This is a genomic window from Pseudoduganella umbonata (assembly GCF_014192225.1).
GTDB classification, from domain to species: Bacteria; Pseudomonadota; Gammaproteobacteria; order Burkholderiales; family Burkholderiaceae_D; genus Rugamonas; species Rugamonas umbonata.
Genome location: NZ_JACHXS010000013.1, coordinates 171,416 through 187,624, shown reverse-complemented (window position 1 = coordinate 187,624; position 16,209 = coordinate 171,416). Strand labels below are relative to the sequence as shown.

Sequence of the window (16,209 nt, the reverse complement as noted above, 5' to 3'; positions counted from 1 at the left end):
TTGCCCGAAAAATGGGGACGTACCCCATTTTTCAGGAAATGTTTCAAAAAAACCGGTGTCTGTCACCGGTTTTTTTTGCAACATTTACGGGGCCGCTTCGCCCTGCTCGCGCCCGGGCCGGTGCGGCGTGACGGGGTTGACGTTGGTCCAGTTGCGCAGCAGCCCGAGGGCGACGGCGAGCAGGGTCGGGCCGATGAACAGGCCGACGAAGCCGAACGCGATCACGCCGCCCAGCACGCCCAGCAGCACCAGCAGGAACGGCAGGCTGGAGCCGCGGCTGATCAGCACGGGCTTGACGACGTTGTCGACGCCGCTGATCAGGAACACGCCCCACACCGCCATGAAGATGGCCCAGCCGGTACTGCCCTGGTAGAACAGCCAGATGGCGGCGCCGCCCCAGACCAGCGGCGGGCCGACGGGAATCAGCGAAAACAGGAACGTGGCCACGGACAGCAGCGCGACGGCCGGCACGCCGGCGATCATGAAGCCGATGGCGGCCACGGCGGCCTGCGCCAGCGCGGTACCCAGCAGGCCGTACATCACGCCGCGCACGGTGCGGCTGACGGTATCGGCCACCTCGAGCGCGTGCTCGCCCATGATCTTGTCCATGCCGATCGACAGGGCCTTCAGCAGCGTGTGGCCGTCGCGGTACAGGAAGAAGCTGACGAAGGCCGCCAGGCTCACCTGCGCCACGCCGCTGCCCAGCACGATACCGCCGCCCAGCAGGAAGTGGCGCGCCGGCTCCATGAAGCGCTTGGCGGTGTCGATCAGCTGCTCGCGGCTGCTGATCAGGTTCTGCACATAGTTGAAGACCGTCTCGCCGACGATGGGGATGCCGCGCAGCCAGTCCGGCGCGGCCATCGTGCCGGAAGCCAGTGCATCGCGCAGCGCGCGGTAGACGTTGCCCGCATTGTCCGCCACGTTCCACGTCACGAGTGCCAGCGGCAGGATGATCACCAGGATCAGCGACACCGTCATCACGGTGGCGGCCAGCGTACGGTGGCCCTTCAGCCGGTCCAGCAGGCGCACGTACAGCTGCCAGCTCGAGATCGTGATCGCGCAGGCGAACAGCACGGCCGGCAGGAACGGCCGCAGCACCCACAGGCAGCCGACCACGAGAAACACGATCGCCGCAAGGCGGGTATAGGGTTGAAAGCGCTTTTCCATGCGGCGGCATCCTCCAGGTGTCCCCGGCAAATGGGGGCGACCTGCAAAAGATGCAAGCTTGGACGAATGGCAAGCGGGAAGAGCACTCCGCCGCGGCCGCGGCGGAGTCGATCGGGGATGATCAGGACAGCAGCTGCTTCAGGTCGTGCACCACCGGCTTGGTGCCCTGCGCATGGCGCAGGAACAGGCGCACCTTGCCCTGCTTGTCGAACACGTAGCTGCCGGCGGTGTGGTCGATCGAATAGCTGGCCGGATCCTTGCCCGGCACCTTCTTGTAGAACACCTTGAATTCCTTGGCCGTCTGGGCGATTTCGGCCGGCGTGCCATACAGGCCCGTGAAGGCCGGATCGAACGCCGGCACGTACTGCTTCAGCAGTTCCGGCGTGTCGCGCTCCGGGTCCAGCGTCACGAACAGCACCTGCACGTCCTTCGCCTGCGGGCCCAGCTCCTTCATCACGGCGGCCATCTCCGCCATCGTGGTCGGGCACACATCCGGGCACTGCGTGAAGCCGAAGAACATCACCACCACCTTGCCCTTGTAGGTTTCCAGCGTGACCGGCTTGCCGTTGTGGTCCTTCAGCGAAAAGCCCTTGGCGTAATCGAGGCCGGTGATGTCGGTATTCACGAAGCTGGCACGCTTCTCGGAGCACGCGACCAGGGTGGCCAGCAGGAACAGCACAGCGAACAGTTTTTTCATGTCAGATCCGGATGTAGTGATCGAGCAGCAGCGCGCCGAACAGCAGCGCCAGGTACAGGATCGAGAACGCGAAGGCCTTGCGGGCCAGCAGGTCGCTGTAGTTGCGCCAGATGCGCCAGGCGTACCACAGGAAGACGGCATCGAGCACGACGGCGCTGGCCAGATAGATCAGGCCGCTCATGCCGACGGCGAACGGCAGCAACGTGGTTGCCGACAGCGCGATCGAATACAGGAACACGTGGAATTGCGTGAACGCCATGCCGTGCGTGACCGGCAGCATCGGCAGGCCGGACTTGGCGTAGTCGTCGCGGCGGTACAGCGCCAGCGCCCAGAAGTGCGGCGGCGTCCACAGGAAGATGATCAGCACCAGCAGCCACGCCTGCATCGGCACGTCGTTGGCGACGGCGGCCCAGCCCAGTGCCGGCGGCATCGCGCCGGACAGGCCGCCGATGACGATGTTCTGCGGCGTGGCCGGCTTCAGTATCATCGTGTAGATGACGGCATAGCCGACGAAGGTGACGAAGGTCAGCCACATCGTCAGCGGGTTCACCAGCGCATACAGGATCCACATGCCGGCGCCGCCGATGATGCTCGAGAAGATCATCGTCTGCGTCGGCGTGATTTCGCCACGCGCCATCGGGCGGCGCGCGGTGCGCGCCATGCGCGCATCGATCTCGCGCTCGGCCAGGCAGTTGACGGCGAAGGCGGCGCCGGCCAGCAGCCAGATGCCGATCGTGCCCGCAACCACCACGCGCCAGTCAGGCAAGCCTTCGGTGGCGAGGAACATGCCGATCACCGCGCAGAACACGGCCAGCTGGGTGACGCGCGGCTTCGTCAGCGCCCAATACTGGGCGATGCGGCTGGTCTGGCTGTGGGCTGCGGCTTGGGCGGTCATGGAGTGGGGGTCGAAAAACTGGCCCGATAGTTTACCATGGTCAGGAAAAGCACGAGGAGAGCGGCGCCGGCGTTATGCAGCACGGCGATCGTCAGCGGGAAGTTCAGGTAGATCGTCGCCACGCCGGTCAGGAACTGCAGCACCAGCACGACGGCGATACCGAGCGCCGGCTTGCGCAGTGCCGGCACCCGCCATGCCCGCCAGCACGTGTAGCCCAGCACCAGGAAGACCACCAGCGCGAAATTGCGGTGCACCCAGTGGATCGCCGTGAGCGCGGAAAACGGCAGGTAGTGGCCGGCCTTGGTCTTGCCCAGCTCGCGCCACAGGTGGAAGCCGTGCTCGAAATCCATCTCGGGGATCACCTTGCCGCCGCCGCACAGCGGGAATTCCATGCACGCCAGCGTGGCGTAGTTGGTGCTGACCCAGCCGCCCAGGAACAACTGCACGAACACCACGACACCGGACAGCACGGCCAGCCAGCGGATGCGCCGCAGCACGGGCGCCGGCACGCCGGCCTGGCCGGACGGCATCATCGCATGATCCTGCTTGCCGCCGAACCACGTCAGCAAGGCCAGCAGGCCCATGCCCAGCAGCAGGTGGATCGTGACGATCACCGGCTGCAGCTTCAGCGTGACGGTCCAGGCGCCGAAGGCCCCTTGCAGGCACACGAAGAAGAACAGCAGCGTGGGATAACCCGGGTGATAGCCGGCCTTGCGCTCGCGCCGCCAGCGGTACCAGGCCACCGCCATCATGGCCATGATCAGCACACCGATGGCCATCGCGAAGTAGCGGTGGATCATCTCGACCCAGGCCTTGAACATGGTCACCGGGCCGGTCGGCATCAGCGCCTCGGCGGCGCGGATCTCCTCGTGCGCCAGGAACGGGTTGGCCAGGCCGTAGCAGCCCGGCCAGTCCGGGCAGCCCAGGCCCGAATCGGTCAGCCGCGTGAACGCGCCGAACACGATCAGGTCGAACGTGATGAACACGCTGATCCACACCAGCTTGCGGTACTTGTTGACATCCTTCGAAATGAACACGATCGACAGCGGCAGCAGCGCGACGATCAGGGCGGTGATGGCCATCTGGGCCAGCGTGGTGTGATGCATGGTGTTCCTGTGTTCCTGTCTGCCTGTACTACTTCAGCGTCATTGACTTCAGCGTCAGTGCCCGGGCGTGATTGCCTGGGCGTCATTCAGCCGATGGCCGAGGCCTTCAGCAGCTTGCCGATATCCTTCTTCATCTTCGCCGGGTCGGGATTCTTCGGGAAGCGCATCATCAGGTTGCCGCGCGGGTCGATGATGTAGATATGCTCCGCCGCGTTGCCGCCCGCCTCGACCGGCAGCCACTTGTAGACGATGTCCGCGGGGGCACGCAGCATGCGGGTGCCGTCGTTCACGCGCAGCAGCATGGTTTCCAGCGGCTGCTCGTCCGTGATCAGCCATACGCGCTCGATGCGCTCCCGCTCCCTGCCCTGCATCGTGCGCAACTGGCGCATGGCGAACAGCTGGTCCTGGCATGGCTGCCCGCAATCGGAGCCGCCGACCTTCAGCATGATCCACTTGCCGGCCAGGGATTGCAGCGTGAGCGGATCGCCGCCCACCGTGCGGGTGGCCATGGCCGGCATCGGCACGGTACGCGGGTCGATCAGGGCGCCGTAGTTGGTGCGGCCCGATGGCTTGACCACGTAATACATGAAATAGGAAGCGATGAGAGGCGACGCGCACACTGCCAGCACGGCCAGCAGCTTCCAGCGCCCGAGCTTCTTATTGATTGGTTTTTGTTCCACTGCTTTTTCCGTTTTTCAATCCGCTGATGATAAAGAACAGGAAGGCCGTCAGCGCCAGTGCGTACCACTGGAACGCATAGCCACGGTGCTTGTCGACGCCCAGGTCGGGCCGCGGCCAGTCGCGCAGCAGCACGCCCTCACTGCCGTCGGCGGAGGTTTGTTCGAGCACGAAAGGCTGCAGTTGCAGGCCGCTGGCGGCGGCCACCTGCGCCACGCCGGCATTCTGCACGATGGCGCCCGGCGCAAGGGGCGGCGCGTCGCCCAGCTCCATCACGTGCCCGGTGTTCGGCTTGGCCACGCCTTCGATCGTGATCGGGCCCGATGGCGTGGGGTACGGGGCGATGCGCTGGCGCTCGGCCGCATCGCGCGGCAGCCAGCCGCGCGCCACCAGCACGTGCATCGCCGTGCCCTGGATGCGGAACGGCATCAGCACGTAGAAGCCGGCACGGCCTTCATGGGGGCGGTTGTCCAGGTATACCGGCCAGCCGGCGACGAAGCTGCCGGTGGCCGACACGCGGCGAAACTGCGCCTGCTCGGGAGCCAGCGGCACCGTGCCCAGCACCAGCGGCGCGCCGGCACTGCCGCCGGCCAGTTCGGCTGCCACCGCCAGCTTCTCGTCGGCGCGGCGGTCCTGCCAGCGCCCCAGCGCAATGCCCAGCACGACGAGCAGCAGTGTCGCGATGAACGGCACGGTCTTAAATCGGAAAGCGATACGCATTACAATGAAGCTCCACCCTTCCGGCCCGCAGCCAACACCATGAAAATTTTCGTTGCCATTGCGTTCATCCTGATCATCGGCAGCCTCGGCTCCGCACTGTTCTACCTGATGCGCGGCAAGGGCGGCAATCCCCGCACCGTGCGCGCGCTCGCGCTGCGCGTGGGCTTCTCGGTCGCGCTGTTCGTCATCATCCTCGTGCTGAACCGGATGGGTTATATCCAGCCGACGGGAATCCGGTAGCGACAAACAAAAAGCCGCAGTGACAACGCCACTGCGGCTTCCCAGTCAGCGCAGGCGATTATAGCCCTTGCCCCGAGCTTGCTACGAGTGGTCGTGGCAAGGCGTGGCGACGCAGACAGTGCTTCAGCACGGCAAGGAGCCGCAACGCAGCCACGGCTCGTAGCGGGCTCACAGCCAGTACACTACGACATAAAGTCCCAGCCAGACCACGTCGACGAAGTGCCAGTACCAGGCCGCCCCTTCGAACGCGAAGTGGTTCTCCGGCGTGAAATGCCCCTTCAGCACGCGGAACAGCACGATGCTCAGCATGATGGCGCCCATCGTCACGTGGAAGCCGTGGAAACCGGTCAGCATGAAGAACGTGGAGCCGTAGATGCCGGACGTGAGCTTCAGGTTCAGGTCCTGGTAGGCGTGCATGTATTCATACACCTGGAAGCCCATGAACACCGCGCCCAGCAGGATCGTGGCGGCCAGCCAGATCGCGCACTTGCTGCGCTTGCCCACCTGGATCGCGTGGTGCGAGATCGTCAGCGTGACGCCGGAGGCCAGCAGCAGCGCCGTGTTGATGGTCGGGATCGGGAACGGGCCCATCGTGTTGAAGGCATCGACCACGCCGGCCGGGCCGGTATTGCCCCATTGCGCGGCGAAGTCGGGCCAGAGCACCTTGTGGTCCAGGTCCGCCAGCCACGGCATCGAGATCACGCGGGCATAGAACAGCGCGCCGAAGAACGCGCCGAAGAACATCACCTCCGAGAAGATGAACCATGCCATCGACCAGCGGTACGAATGGTCGATGCGCTTGCTGTACAACCCTCCTTCGGATTCATGGATCGCGTCGCCGAACCAGCCATACAGCACGGCCAGCATCGCGGCGATGCCGACCAGGCAGACCAGCTTGCCCCAGCTGCTGTCGTTGACCCAGGCCGACGCGCCGATCATCGTCACCAGCATCGAGATCCCGGCCAGCATCGGCCAGCGGGACGGGCCGGGCACGAAGTAATACGGTGCTTGCTTCGAATTCATCTTCATCTCCTCGCGAACTTACGATCGAATTTCTTATTGAGTATTACTGTACGAATTGTTTTTCCGGCTTACTGCTGCGATACCACGATCTTGACGATGGCGATCAGGATGCCGATGAACAGCGCCACGGCGATCAGTCCCGCCACGATCACGTGGATCGGGTTCAGCTTGCCCGTATCCTGGTCGAAATCGCTCTTGCGGCGCAGCCCCACGAACGACCACAGCACCGCCTTCAACGAATACAGGAAGGACGGCTTACGCCCGTTCACAGCCGCGCCGTCCCTGCAGCGGCAGCGTCAGAGGCACGCTGCGGCGACTGCGCCAGTCCGCCGATCTCGATGAACGTGTACGACAGCGTGATCGTCTTCACTTCCTTCGGCAGTTTCGGATCCAGGTAGAACATCACCGGCATCTGCTTCGCCTCGTTTGCCTGCAGGGTCTGCTGCTTGAAGCAGAAGCATTCCACTTTCTTGAAATGCGGCGTGGCGCTCTGCGGAGCGTAGCTCGGCACCGCCTGCGCGTTTACCACGCGGCCCTGCGAATTGACCACTTCATACACCACCGTCACCATCTCGCCGGGGTGCACGGTGACACTGCTTTGCGTGGGGCGGAACCGCAGCGTGCCCTGCACGTTGCTGTCCAGCTCCACGGTGATGCTGCGCGTGCGGTCGATCTGCGTATTTTCCGGCGGTGCCACCGTGCCATCCTTCTGCGTCAGCACGTTAATGCCGAGCACTTCGCAGATGTGCTTGTAGACCGGGATCAGTGCATAGCCGAAGCCGAACATCGCCACCGCGATCACGACCAGCTTGCGCAGCAGCTTGCGGTTTTCGCTGACCATCGGTTCAGCCCAGCAGCCGCTTGGCGATCACGGAAACAAAGAACACCAGCGCGATCGAACCGAGGATCAGCGCCAGCCGCAGGTTGCTTTTTTTCTGCTTCGACATGGCACTCCCCTGCTTACTTGACGGTCGGCGGCGTTTCAAAGGTGTGGAACGGCGCCGGCGACGGCACGGTCCACTCCAGGCCTTCGGCGCCTTCCCACGGCTTGGCCGGCGCGGCCTTGCCGCCGCGGATCGTCGGCAGCACCACGAACAGCAGGAAGAACACCTGCGTCAGGCCGAAGCCGAACGCCCCGACCGACACCAGCGCGTTGAAGTCCGTGAATTGCGCCGGGTAATCGGCGTAGCGGCGCGGCATGCCTGCCAGGCCCAGGAAGTGCATCGGGAAGAACGTGACGTTGAACGTGACCAGCGAGACCCAGAAGTGGATCTTGCCCATCGTTTCGCTGTACATGTGGCCGGTCCACTTCGGCGCCCAGTAATAGAAGCCGGCGAACAGCGCGAACAGCGAGCCGGCCACTAGCACGTAGTGGAAGTGCGCCACCACGTAGTAGGTGTCGTGCACCTGGATGTCGATCGGCGTCACCGCCAGGATCAGGCCCGTGAAGCCGCCCATCGTGAACACGAAGATGAAGCCCACGGCGAACAGCATCGGCGTCTCGAACGTCATCGAGCCCTTCCACATCGTGGCGATCCAGTTGAACACCTTCACGCCGGTCGGCACCGCGATCAGCATCGTGGCGTACATGAAGAACAGCTGCGACGTGACCGGCATGCCGGTGGTGAACATGTGGTGCGCCCAGACGATGAACGACAGGATCGCGATCGACGCGGTGGCGTACACCATCGACGCGTAGCCGAACAGCGGCTTGCGGGCGAACGCCGGAATGATCTGCGAGACGATGCCGAAGGCCGGCAGGATCATGATGTACACCTCGGGGTGGCCGAAGAACCAGAAGATGTGCTGGTACATGACCGGGTCGCCGCCGCCGGCGGCGTTGAAGAACGAGGTGCCGAAGTGGCGGTCGGTCAGCGTCATGGTGATGGCGCCGGCCAGCACGGGCATCACGGCGATCAGCAGGTAGGCCGTGATCAGCCATGTCCAGCAGAACATCGGCATCTTCATCAGCGTCATGCCCGGTGCGCGCATGTTCAGGATGGTGACGATGATGTTGATGGAACCCATGATCGACGACGCACCCATGATGTGCATGGCGAAGATCGCCATGTCCATGCCCGGGCCCATCTGGGTGGACAGCGGCGCATACAGCGTCCAGCCGGCGGCGGTGGCGCCGCCCGGTGCCAGGAACGAGCCGGCCAGCAGCAGCGCGGCCGGCGGCAGCAGCCAGAAGCTGAAGTTGTTCATGCGCGCGAAGGCCATGTCCGATGCGCCGATCTGCAGCGGGATCATCCAGTTCGCGAAGCCCACGAAGGCCGGCATGATGGCGCCGAACACCATTACCAGGCCGTGCATCGTGGTCAGCTGGTTGAAGAACTCGGGGTGGAAGAACTGCAGGCCCGGCTGGAACAGCTCCATGCGGATCATCAGCGCCAGCACGCCGCCGGACAGCAGCATGATGAACGAGAACCACAGGTACAGCGTACCGATGTCCTTGTGGTTGGTGGCGAACAGCCAGCGGCGCAGGCCGGTCGGATGATCGTGTGCGTGGTCGTGGTCGTGCGCGTGGTCATGCCCGTGGTCATGCCCGTGGTCATGACCATGGTCGTGGCCGTGCCCGTCGGCCCGGTTCTGGCCGTGATCGATCGTAGTAGTGCTCATCGTAATGCTCCTGATTACTTGCGTGCAGCCACAATTTCAGCCGGTTGAACGATGTTTTCCGCTGGCTTGTTCGACCAGTTGTTCCGCGTATAGGTGATGACGGCGGCAATGTCGGTGTCCGACAGCTGCTTCCATGCCGGCATCTCGGCCGGATACTTGCCGGTCTTCTGGCCGTTCAGCAGTACGTGGATCTGGTCGCCCTTGCCGCCGTTGACGACGGCCGAGCCGTCGAGCGGCGCGAAGGCATTCGGCACGCCCTTGCCGTTGGCCTGGTGGCACACCGCGCAGTTGGCGGCATACACTTTCTCGCCCTTGGTCTTCAGTTCGTCGATGGTCCAGGTCTTGTTCGGATCGTCCGCCAGCGCGGCCATTTCCGCCTTCTTGGTATTGACCCAGGCCGTGTACTCGTCGGCCGTGACGACCCGCACGACGATCGGCATGAACGCGTGCTCCTTGCCGCACAGTTCTGCGCAATTGCCGCGGAACGTGCCGGTATGCTCGGACTTGAACCATGTATCGCGCACGAAGCCGGGAATCGCGTCCTGTTTCACGCCGAAGGCGGGAATCATCCACGCGTGGATCACGTCGGTGGCGGTGGTGACGATGCGGACCTTCTTGTTGACGGGGACGACCACTTCGTTATCGACTTCCATCAGGTAGTTCTCGCCGCGCGGCTGGGACGCGGGCGCACCGGGTGCGCCGATCTGCTCGCGCGGCGTGGACAGGTTCGACACGAACGAGATGCCCTCGCCCTCGCCCTTCAGGTAGTCGTAGCCCCATTTCCACTGCATGCCGGTGGCCTTGATCGTGATGTCGGCGTTCGACGTGTCCTTCATGCCGACCACCGTGCGGGTGGCGGGCAGTGCCATGCCGATGACGATCAGGAACGGCACCACCGTCCAGGCGATTTCAACGGCGGTCGATTCGTGGAACGAGGCGGCCTTGTGGCCGACCGATTTGCGGTGCTTGAGGATCGAATAGAACATCACGCCGAACACGGCGATGAAGATCACCAGGCAGACGATCATCATCCAGTTGTGCAGCGTATGGATTTCGGAAGCGATCTGGGTCGCGGCGGGTTGCAGGTCGAGCTGGTTCGGCAGCGGCCCGCCCGTGCCGCCCGTGGCCGTGGTGTATGTTCCGGTTGCCGTCGCTGCCGGCGCTGCCCAGGCCGACGAGCAGGCCAGCGCCGCCCATGATGCGGCCAGCAACGATGTGAGTCGCTTCGCAAGTGTCATATGTTCCCCAAAACCAACCCAAGATAGTAGAAAAATTTATTATGGCGACGACCTGCCTGTAGGGTGGATCGTCTCGTGCTTTTCACACCTTGTGGTCCCTTGTCGAGACCACGACCATGCCACGGCAGAGCCACATTCGCCGATGACGCGGGCTACTGAAGTTTGACGAATTCTGGCCTTTGCAACGTCCGGATCTTGCTGTCCGTATGGAAAAAACCGGCCAAAACAGTCAAGGATTATAAGCAGTAAATCTTATCGACTTCAAGGTAAATTGCGCCACGAAAAATGGTGCGTCGCGGCATGTATCGCTATCATTTTGGTGACCGCGGAGCGAACCGGATGATGGCTTCGCCGTCCTTCGTTACCCTTGGTTCGGGCTTGAAAGCATGCCCATAAATGACCTCGAAAGTGAGGCCGATCTTGCCGTCTGCGCGGCGCTGTTTTTGCAAGCCTGTAAATAGCTTCTCACGGGCTGAACGGCTGAGCAAGCCTTTACGTACGGTGTTCAAGGGGTTCCCGCCCAATGCGCGCACATCGGCCAGCAGTTTCGCCGGATCGTCATAAGTGACAGTGATTTTTTCCATGTCCATCACCGGCGTCGAGAAGCCCGCTTCGACGAGCTGATCGCCGAAATCATGCATGTCCACGAACGGCAGTGTATGGGGAGCAAGATCGATATCGGTAAAAGCAGAACGTACTTCCTGTAACGAGTCCGGACCGAAGCAGGAGAACATCAACAGGCCGTTTACACGCAGCACGCGGCGCCATTCGGCGAAAACCCGGTCCGGCTGGGGATGCCAGTGCAGCGCCAGGTTCGACCAGACCAGGTCCACGCTGGACAAGCCCAGGGGCAGATCGGCGAAATCGCCGCAGACGAGGTCGATGCCGCTCTTGGCCGGCAGCAACCTGCTGATCAGGCGATTCAGGCCTTTCGCGCTGCCCGTGTCGACGGTCTTCAGCATCGGTACCGATGCATCGAGGCCGACGATCTGCGCGGCGGCGTAGGCATTCTGCAATGTTGCGAGATCGGCACCATTGCCGCAGCCCGCGTCCAGGACCCGGAGGGGCGCCAGGCGTACCAGTTGCAAGCGCTCGAACATGCGCCGGGAGATTTCACGGCGCAGGAACTCGGCGTCGCGCAGGCGCTCCGGCCGGGAAAACAGGGTGCGGACGCGCTCCACGTCGATGGGAGCGGACAGTTTGGGGGGACGGTCTTGCATGGGAACCAGGGGTAGAGTGCGATAATGTGCGCAGTCTACATGCTTGGAGCGAATTGCGATGGCGATGGCGATGGCAAAGGCCCTGGCTGCGCTGCTGCCCTGCCCCTGCGTGCTGTGCGGCATGCACGGCAGGGAAGCGCTGTGCCCGCCCTGCCGCGCGCAGTTCCTTGGCGAGCCCGTGGCGCGTTGCCCCGTTTGCGCGGACCCGCTACCGGCCGGCTGCGGCGTACTCATGTGCGGCGCCTGCGTGGCACGGCGCCCGCCCTATGACGCGACGGTGGCGGCGGCGGCCTACGCGCTGCCCTGGGACCGGCTCGTACTCGAGCTGAAGTTCGGCGGCCAGCTGGCGCATGCGCAGCTGTTCGCCGAACTGCTGGCGAAGGCGGTGCGCGCGCTGCAGGCGGCATCGTCGCCCGCACAGCCGGCGTTCGCCGTGCCTGTATTGCTGTGCCCGGTGCCGCTGGGACCCGGGCGCCTGGCCGAGCGGGGCTTCAACCAGGCGCTGGAAATCGCCCGGCCGCTGGGCCGGCTGCTCGGCATTGCCGTGGCGCCGCGGCTGGCCGAGCGGGTGCAGGAAACATCGGCGCAGAGCAAGCTGCACGGCAGCCGGCGCCGCGCCAACGTGGCCCACGTATTCGCCGTGCCGGACCGGGCGCTGGTGGAAGGCCGCCACATCGGCATCGTCGACGACGTGATGAGCAGTGGCCAGACGCTGGCCGAACTGGCGGCCGTCTTCAAGCGTCACGGCGCCGCGCGGGTGACCAATTTCGTGTTCGCCCGCACGCCGCCCCACCATTCGCAGTAATTGATTCAGGGAGAGTGAGTTGTTCCATGTAGTGCTGGTCAATCCAGAAATTCCGCCGAACACCGGCAACGTCATCCGCCTGTGCGCCAACACCGGCGCGCAATTGCACCTGATCGAGCCACTGGGCTTTCCCCTCGACGACGCGAAGATGCGCCGCGCCGGCCTCGACTATCACGAATACGCCCAGATGAAAGTGCACAAGGACTGGGATGCGTTCCTGGCCTCCGCGTCGCCCGATCCGGCCCGCATGTTCGCGATGACCACCCACGGCTCGACGCCGTTCGGGCAACTGGCGTTCCAGCCCGGCGACGTGTTCGTGTTCGGCTCCGAAACGCGCGGGCTGGCACCCGAGTTCCGCGAAACCTTCCCCGTGTCGCAGCGGATCCGGCTGCCGATGCGGCCCGGCAACCGGAGCCTGAACCTGTCGAATACCGTCGCCGTCGTGGTGTACGAGGCGTGGCGGCAGAACGGCTACGACGGCGGCGCATAACGCGGCGCCTGCCGCGTGCGGGCTTGTTCAGAACCGGTACTGCACGGCGATGCTGACGAAGCTCAGCACATCGCCGGCGCCCGTCTCGCGAAGGAACGCACCCGGCTGCGCGTACGCGACGGCCGCGGTCGAGGACCAGCCTGGCGCCAGCGTCCAGATGGCGCCGAGCGACGCGATGGTCGCCACATAGCGGGCACGGCTATCTCCGGCGGCCCGGATCAGCATGCCGTTGGGCGCATACACGCCGTCGCGGATGCTGTGGCGCCAGAAGAAGTCGAGACTGGCGTTCAGCTGGACGCCGGGTGCGAGCCGCAGCGTCAGCGCCGGATGGATGTTGAAGAAGTTGCGTGGCCCCAGCGTGGCTTCGTCGCCGAAATAATTGCCGCGCGGGTAAAGTGAATTGACGGTGCCCAGGCGGTCGTCGCCAGGGTCCTTGTCGCCACTGGCGACGGCAATCAGCAACGCCACCCTCGGCTGGCCGGCCGCGCCAGCGAAGGTGTAGCCGGTATCCGTGGCGAGCGACCAGGCGCGGATCGCGGCGTCGCCGAAGTGTCCGCCCTGCAGGGCCAATTCCCAGTTCCAGTCCCACGCCTGGCGGCTACCGAACACGCGGGTCCCGGCCGACCAGCGGCGTTCGTGCGACACGCCCTGGACGTAGCGGGCGACGGTGTCCTCGAAATGCAGCGCATAGACATCCCAGGAAGCGATGCCCCCGGTGCGCGTTGCATAAATACCACGCAATGCCTGCGTTCGCGAGCGGGCGTCATCGAAGCTGCCGGGACGGTTCTGCCGCGGCGCGGCCGCGAAGGCGTCGATACGCCACGGGCCACGGGTCGCATAGCCGCGCACGGCGTCGAAGCTGCGCCGCACGTTCGGCCCCTCGCGGGCGTCGATGACGCGCCCCGAGCCGAACTGCAATTCCTGTAGGCCGGCACGCATGCCGATGCCGTCCTCGCCATCGCCAGCCGATTGCCATTCGACGAACAGGTTGGCGGGGTCGAGCCGGTTCTCATCCACCGGGGATGGACCGGCGGCGCGGCCCCTGGTGACCGAGCTGGCCAGCTGGGCAAAGCCGCGCCAGTGCGCGCCCAGGTGCAGGTCCGCGAAGACCGAACCGCGCTGCATCAGCACGCCCCGGCGGTCCTGCCGTTCCAGCCCATAGCGGGGATTGCCGGTGTGCTCGTAGCGCCAGCGCAGGTCGCCGCCGACGCTCAGGCGCACGTGATCTCCGATCGGGCGGTCCTTCCAGCATGCGCTGCCGTCGTTGTTCCCGGCGCATTCCCGGCGCTGGGCGCTGAAGTCGTCGTCGAACCGCAATGGCCGAAACTGCGCCAGCGCGGCACCGGCAGCCAGCAGCAAGGTGATGCCGAGCCAGGCGCGCATCCTCGCTCACCGGACCTGGCGATAGCCGCCGAAGTGCTTGATCGGCGACCAGGCGGGCAGGATCTCGGGCAATACCGGTGCAAGCGACCGGTAATCCTGCGCACCATGCACCACCCGGCCATCCATGACGGTCAGGACGGAGGCAACGGATTTGATCTGCGACTCCGGAATGGTGAAGTAATCCCTGTCCAGCAACACGAAGTCGGCGAGGTAGCCGGGAGCGATCAGCCCCAGCTCCGACTCGGCGTGCATGAACCAGGCCGGCGTGCGCGTAAACAGTTCCAGCGCTTCGGTACGGGTCAGGCGGTTATCCCTGGCCAGCACTTCGGTTCCCGAGACCGACTTGCCCGTCACCATCCAGCTGATGCCGACCCAGGGATTGAACGAGGCAGCCCGGAACGCATCGGTGGTCATTGCCAGGGGGATGCCGCTGTCGACGAGCTGGCGCAGGCGCGGCGTCTGCAACGCCTTGTCGCGGCCGTGGGTCTTGATGAAGGCGTCGCCGTGCAGCGCCATCTTGGTGTCCAGGGCGATGCCGCCGCCCAGCGCCTTCACCTTGGCGATGTTCGCGGCACTGATCGTCTCGGCGTGTTCGAGGCTCCAGCGCAGGCCAGCGAGCGGCGTCTTCTCGTTCAGCTTGCCGAGCGCATCGAGGAAAGGCGTGATGTTCTCGTCATAGGTGATGTGCTCGCGGAAAGGAATGCGCCGCTGCACCAGCTTGGCGACATCCCGCTCCACCAGCTCGCGCATCCTGGCCGGCTCGATGATGACCGCCGGACGGTCGAAATTCTCGTGATCGTGGACTTCGGCCGACAGCAGCTCGCCGGCGCCCCGGTAGACATGGCCGTGCGCCAGGCGCGGATGCAGGTTGTGCCCGGGACTGATCGGCGCCGTCTTGGTGATTGCCGTTACCTGCGCATCGACCATGTTGAAGTTCGAACCTTCGCCCAGCTGGATGTCGACGAAAGGCATGCGGACGTTGAGGCGGTTGTCGCGGGCGAGGGCATCCACGGTGGGCACGGCCTTGGGATAGCCCCGGAAACCCGTGCCCGCATCGACGATGGAGGTGATGCCGACGCGGTTGAGACTGTGGATGACCTGGACCAGCGAACTCACCTCCTCATCGGAGGAGAGCTGCGGCACCATGGCTTCCAGGGTGATGAACTGGAACGTGTAGCCGTGGACCACGCCGGTGTACCTGCCCTGCCCGTCCTTCTCGAACTCCGTGCCGGGCAACACGGGAAACTTGTCGGTGCCCACGCCGAGGACATCCATCGCCTGCTGGTTCAAGAAGGCGCGGTTGTAGGCATACTGCACGATCATCGGGCGATCCGGGACCGCCCGGCGCAGTTCGTCCATGGTCGGAAAGCGCTTCTCGTCGAACTGGTAGGGAGACCAGCCGCCGATCACCTTCACCCACTGGCCTTCCGGGGTACGTTTGGCTTGTTCACCGAGCATCGCCAGCGCCTGGCGCAGCGTCGGCACGTCCTCCCACCGCAGCGTGTAGTTGTAGCCACCCTCGTTGAGCACGTGGGTGTGCGCGTCGATGATGCCCGGAATCAGGCGCCGGCCACCCGAATCGATGACCCGCGTGCCGCCGTTCTTCAACCGCATCACCTCGGCATCCGTGCCGACGGCGTAGATGCGGCCGTTCTTGACGGCCAGCGCGGCCGCTTCGGGTTGCGCGGGATTGCCGGTGAAGATCTTCGCGTTGTGCACGATCAGGTCCGCGCCCGGCGCCTCCCGGGTAGCTTGCGCATGGGCGCCGGCCAGGCCGTTCACCACCATGAACGCCATCAGTATTATCGACTTCACTGTCACTCCCCCTCGGTTGGATTTGAAAGACACCGCGCTGTGCCGATCGGTCGGCACAGCGGAAGGAGACATCCGCCGGCGGCGGCATTTCCCCAAGGAAGATTGTGCTT

At 64.7% G+C, this 16,209-nt stretch carries 18 protein-coding genes; 3 read left to right on the top strand and 15 right to left on the bottom strand.

What is annotated here, in order from left to right:
• Positions 1–84: 84 nt before the first annotated feature.
• The 6 genes from FHS02_RS27255 to FHS02_RS27230 all read right to left on the bottom strand — a co-directional run bounded on the left by FHS02_RS27255 (position 85) and on the right by FHS02_RS27230 (position 5,263).
• Positions 85–1,167: an AI-2E family transporter gene (locus FHS02_RS27255; RefSeq protein ID WP_137316178.1), complete on the bottom strand. Its 1,083-nt coding sequence runs from the start codon at positions 1,165–1,167 to the stop codon at positions 85–87.
• Positions 1,168–1,288: 121 nt separating this feature from the next.
• Complete coding sequence (locus FHS02_RS27250) at positions 1,289–1,864, bottom strand: SCO family protein (RefSeq protein WP_137316177.1); 576 nt, start codon at positions 1,862–1,864, stop codon at positions 1,289–1,291.
• Between the two features lies 1 nt (position 1,865).
• Complete coding sequence (gene cyoE / locus FHS02_RS27245) at positions 1,866–2,759, bottom strand: heme o synthase (RefSeq protein WP_137316176.1); 894 nt, start codon at positions 2,757–2,759, stop codon at positions 1,866–1,868.
• Positions 2,756–3,865: a COX15/CtaA family protein gene (locus FHS02_RS27240; protein WP_229422349.1), complete on the bottom strand. Its 1,110-nt coding sequence runs from the start codon at positions 3,863–3,865 to the stop codon at positions 2,756–2,758. Before FHS02_RS27240 ends, cyoE begins: the two co-directional genes overlap by 4 nt.
• An 86-nt stretch (positions 3,866–3,951) precedes the next feature.
• Positions 3,952–4,545 (bottom strand): SCO family protein, encoded by a 594-nt coding sequence (locus tag FHS02_RS27235; protein ID WP_137316175.1) that lies wholly within the window; start codon positions 4,543–4,545, stop codon positions 3,952–3,954.
• The gene (locus FHS02_RS27230) at positions 4,523–5,263 is read right to left on the bottom strand and encodes an SURF1 family protein (protein ID WP_137316174.1); all 741 of its coding nucleotides are present in this window, start codon (positions 5,261–5,263) and stop codon (positions 4,523–4,525) included. The genes FHS02_RS27235 and FHS02_RS27230 overlap by 23 nt, the downstream gene beginning before the upstream one ends.
• Before the next feature lie 39 nt (positions 5,264–5,302).
• Here FHS02_RS27230 and FHS02_RS27225 point away from each other — a divergent pair, with 39 nt between their 5' ends.
• The gene (locus FHS02_RS27225) at positions 5,303–5,503 is read left to right on the top strand and encodes a twin transmembrane helix small protein (RefSeq protein ID WP_137316173.1); all 201 of its coding nucleotides are present in this window, start codon (positions 5,303–5,305) and stop codon (positions 5,501–5,503) included.
• A gap of 168 nt (positions 5,504–5,671) precedes the next feature.
• On the opposite strand, the gene FHS02_RS27220 is transcribed toward FHS02_RS27225, so the two are convergent.
• The 7 genes from FHS02_RS27220 to FHS02_RS27195 form a co-directional block, all read right to left on the bottom strand.
• A complete protein-coding gene (locus FHS02_RS27220; RefSeq protein WP_137316172.1) occupies positions 5,672–6,532 on the bottom strand; it encodes a cytochrome c oxidase subunit 3 in 861 nt (286 codons plus the stop codon).
• A gap of 62 nt (positions 6,533–6,594) precedes the next feature.
• Positions 6,595–6,795 carry a DUF2970 domain-containing protein gene (locus tag FHS02_RS27215; protein WP_137316171.1) on the bottom strand — a complete coding sequence of 67 codons (201 nt, stop codon included), beginning with the start codon at positions 6,793–6,795 and terminating at the stop codon, positions 6,595–6,597.
• Positions 6,792–7,367: a cytochrome c oxidase assembly protein gene (locus FHS02_RS27210; RefSeq protein WP_137316170.1), complete on the bottom strand. Its 576-nt coding sequence runs from the start codon at positions 7,365–7,367 to the stop codon at positions 6,792–6,794. Before FHS02_RS27210 ends, FHS02_RS27215 begins: the two co-directional genes overlap by 4 nt.
• 4 nt (positions 7,368–7,371) lie before the next feature.
• Positions 7,372–7,473 carry a cytochrome oxidase small assembly protein gene (locus FHS02_RS31275; RefSeq protein WP_217496860.1) on the bottom strand — a complete coding sequence of 34 codons (102 nt, stop codon included), beginning with the start codon at positions 7,471–7,473 and terminating at the stop codon, positions 7,372–7,374.
• 13 nt (positions 7,474–7,486) lie between these two features.
• A complete protein-coding gene (ctaD, locus tag FHS02_RS27205; protein WP_221403961.1) occupies positions 7,487–9,148 on the bottom strand; it encodes a cytochrome c oxidase subunit I in 1,662 nt (553 codons plus the stop codon).
• Positions 9,149–9,162: 14 nt separating this feature from the next.
• Complete coding sequence (gene coxB / locus FHS02_RS27200) at positions 9,163–10,386, bottom strand: cytochrome c oxidase subunit II (protein WP_137316169.1); 1,224 nt, start codon at positions 10,384–10,386, stop codon at positions 9,163–9,165.
• A 311-nt stretch (positions 10,387–10,697) separates the two neighbouring features.
• Complete coding sequence (locus FHS02_RS27195) at positions 10,698–11,606, bottom strand: methyltransferase domain-containing protein (protein ID WP_137316168.1); 909 nt, start codon at positions 11,604–11,606, stop codon at positions 10,698–10,700.
• Between the two features lie 70 nt (positions 11,607–11,676).
• Between FHS02_RS27195 and FHS02_RS27190 the strand changes: the two genes are divergently transcribed.
• Together FHS02_RS27190 and trmL are read left to right on the top strand one after the other, a co-directional pair.
• Positions 11,677–12,411: a ComF family protein gene (locus tag FHS02_RS27190; RefSeq protein WP_229422348.1), complete on the top strand. Its 735-nt coding sequence runs from the start codon at positions 11,677–11,679 to the stop codon at positions 12,409–12,411.
• Between the two features lie 19 nt (positions 12,412–12,430).
• Positions 12,431–12,901, top strand: a complete 471-nt coding sequence (gene trmL / locus FHS02_RS27185; protein WP_137316166.1) for a tRNA (uridine(34)/cytosine(34)/5-carboxymethylaminomethyluridine(34)-2'-O)-methyltransferase TrmL — start codon at positions 12,431–12,433, stop codon at positions 12,899–12,901.
• Between the two features lie 27 nt (positions 12,902–12,928).
• Here the strand turns inward: trmL and FHS02_RS27180 are convergent, their stop codons facing one another.
• Positions 12,929–14,284, bottom strand: a complete 1,356-nt coding sequence (locus FHS02_RS27180) for an alginate export family protein (RefSeq protein ID WP_137316165.1) — start codon at positions 14,282–14,284, stop codon at positions 12,929–12,931.
• 6 nt (positions 14,285–14,290) lie between these two features.
• Positions 14,291–16,099 (bottom strand): amidohydrolase, encoded by a 1,809-nt coding sequence (locus tag FHS02_RS27175; RefSeq protein WP_217496859.1) that lies wholly within the window; start codon positions 16,097–16,099, stop codon positions 14,291–14,293.
• Positions 16,100–16,209 lie beyond the last annotated feature (110 nt).

Bases quoted from the DNA above. Each gene is read 5' to 3' on its own strand.
- FHS02_RS27255 (WP_137316178.1), bottom strand. From the start codon at position 1,167: ATGGAAAAGCGCTTTCAACCCTATACCCGCCTTGCGGCGATCGTGTTT.
- FHS02_RS27250 (WP_137316177.1), bottom strand. From the start codon at position 1,864: ATGAAAAAACTGTTCGCTGTGCTGTTCCTGCTGGCCACCCTGGTCGCG.
- cyoE (WP_137316176.1), bottom strand. From the start codon at position 2,759: ATGACCGCCCAAGCCGCAGCCCACAGCCAGACCAGCCGCATCGCCCAG.
- FHS02_RS27240 (WP_229422349.1), bottom strand. From the start codon at position 3,865: ATGCATCACACCACGCTGGCCCAGATGGCCATCACCGCCCTGATCGTC.
- FHS02_RS27230 (WP_137316174.1), bottom strand. From the start codon at position 5,263: ATGCGTATCGCTTTCCGATTTAAGACCGTGCCGTTCATCGCGACACTG.
- FHS02_RS27225 (WP_137316173.1), top strand. From the start codon at position 5,303: ATGAAAATTTTCGTTGCCATTGCGTTCATCCTGATCATCGGCAGCCTC.
- FHS02_RS27220 (WP_137316172.1), bottom strand. From the start codon at position 6,532: ATGAAGATGAATTCGAAGCAAGCACCGTATTACTTCGTGCCCGGCCCG.
- FHS02_RS27210 (WP_137316170.1), bottom strand. From the start codon at position 7,367: ATGGTCAGCGAAAACCGCAAGCTGCTGCGCAAGCTGGTCGTGATCGCG.
- FHS02_RS31275 (WP_217496860.1), bottom strand. From the start codon at position 7,473: ATGTCGAAGCAGAAAAAAAGCAACCTGCGGCTGGCGCTGATCCTCGGT.
- ctaD (WP_221403961.1), bottom strand. From the start codon at position 9,148: ATGAGCACTACTACGATCGATCACGGCCAGAACCGGGCCGACGGGCAC.
- coxB (WP_137316169.1), bottom strand. From the start codon at position 10,386: ATGACACTTGCGAAGCGACTCACATCGTTGCTGGCCGCATCATGGGCG.
- FHS02_RS27195 (WP_137316168.1), bottom strand. From the start codon at position 11,606: ATGCAAGACCGTCCCCCCAAACTGTCCGCTCCCATCGACGTGGAGCGC.
- FHS02_RS27190 (WP_229422348.1), top strand. From the start codon at position 11,677: ATGGCAAAGGCCCTGGCTGCGCTGCTGCCCTGCCCCTGCGTGCTGTGC.
- FHS02_RS27180 (WP_137316165.1), bottom strand. From the start codon at position 14,284: ATGCGCGCCTGGCTCGGCATCACCTTGCTGCTGGCTGCCGGTGCCGCG.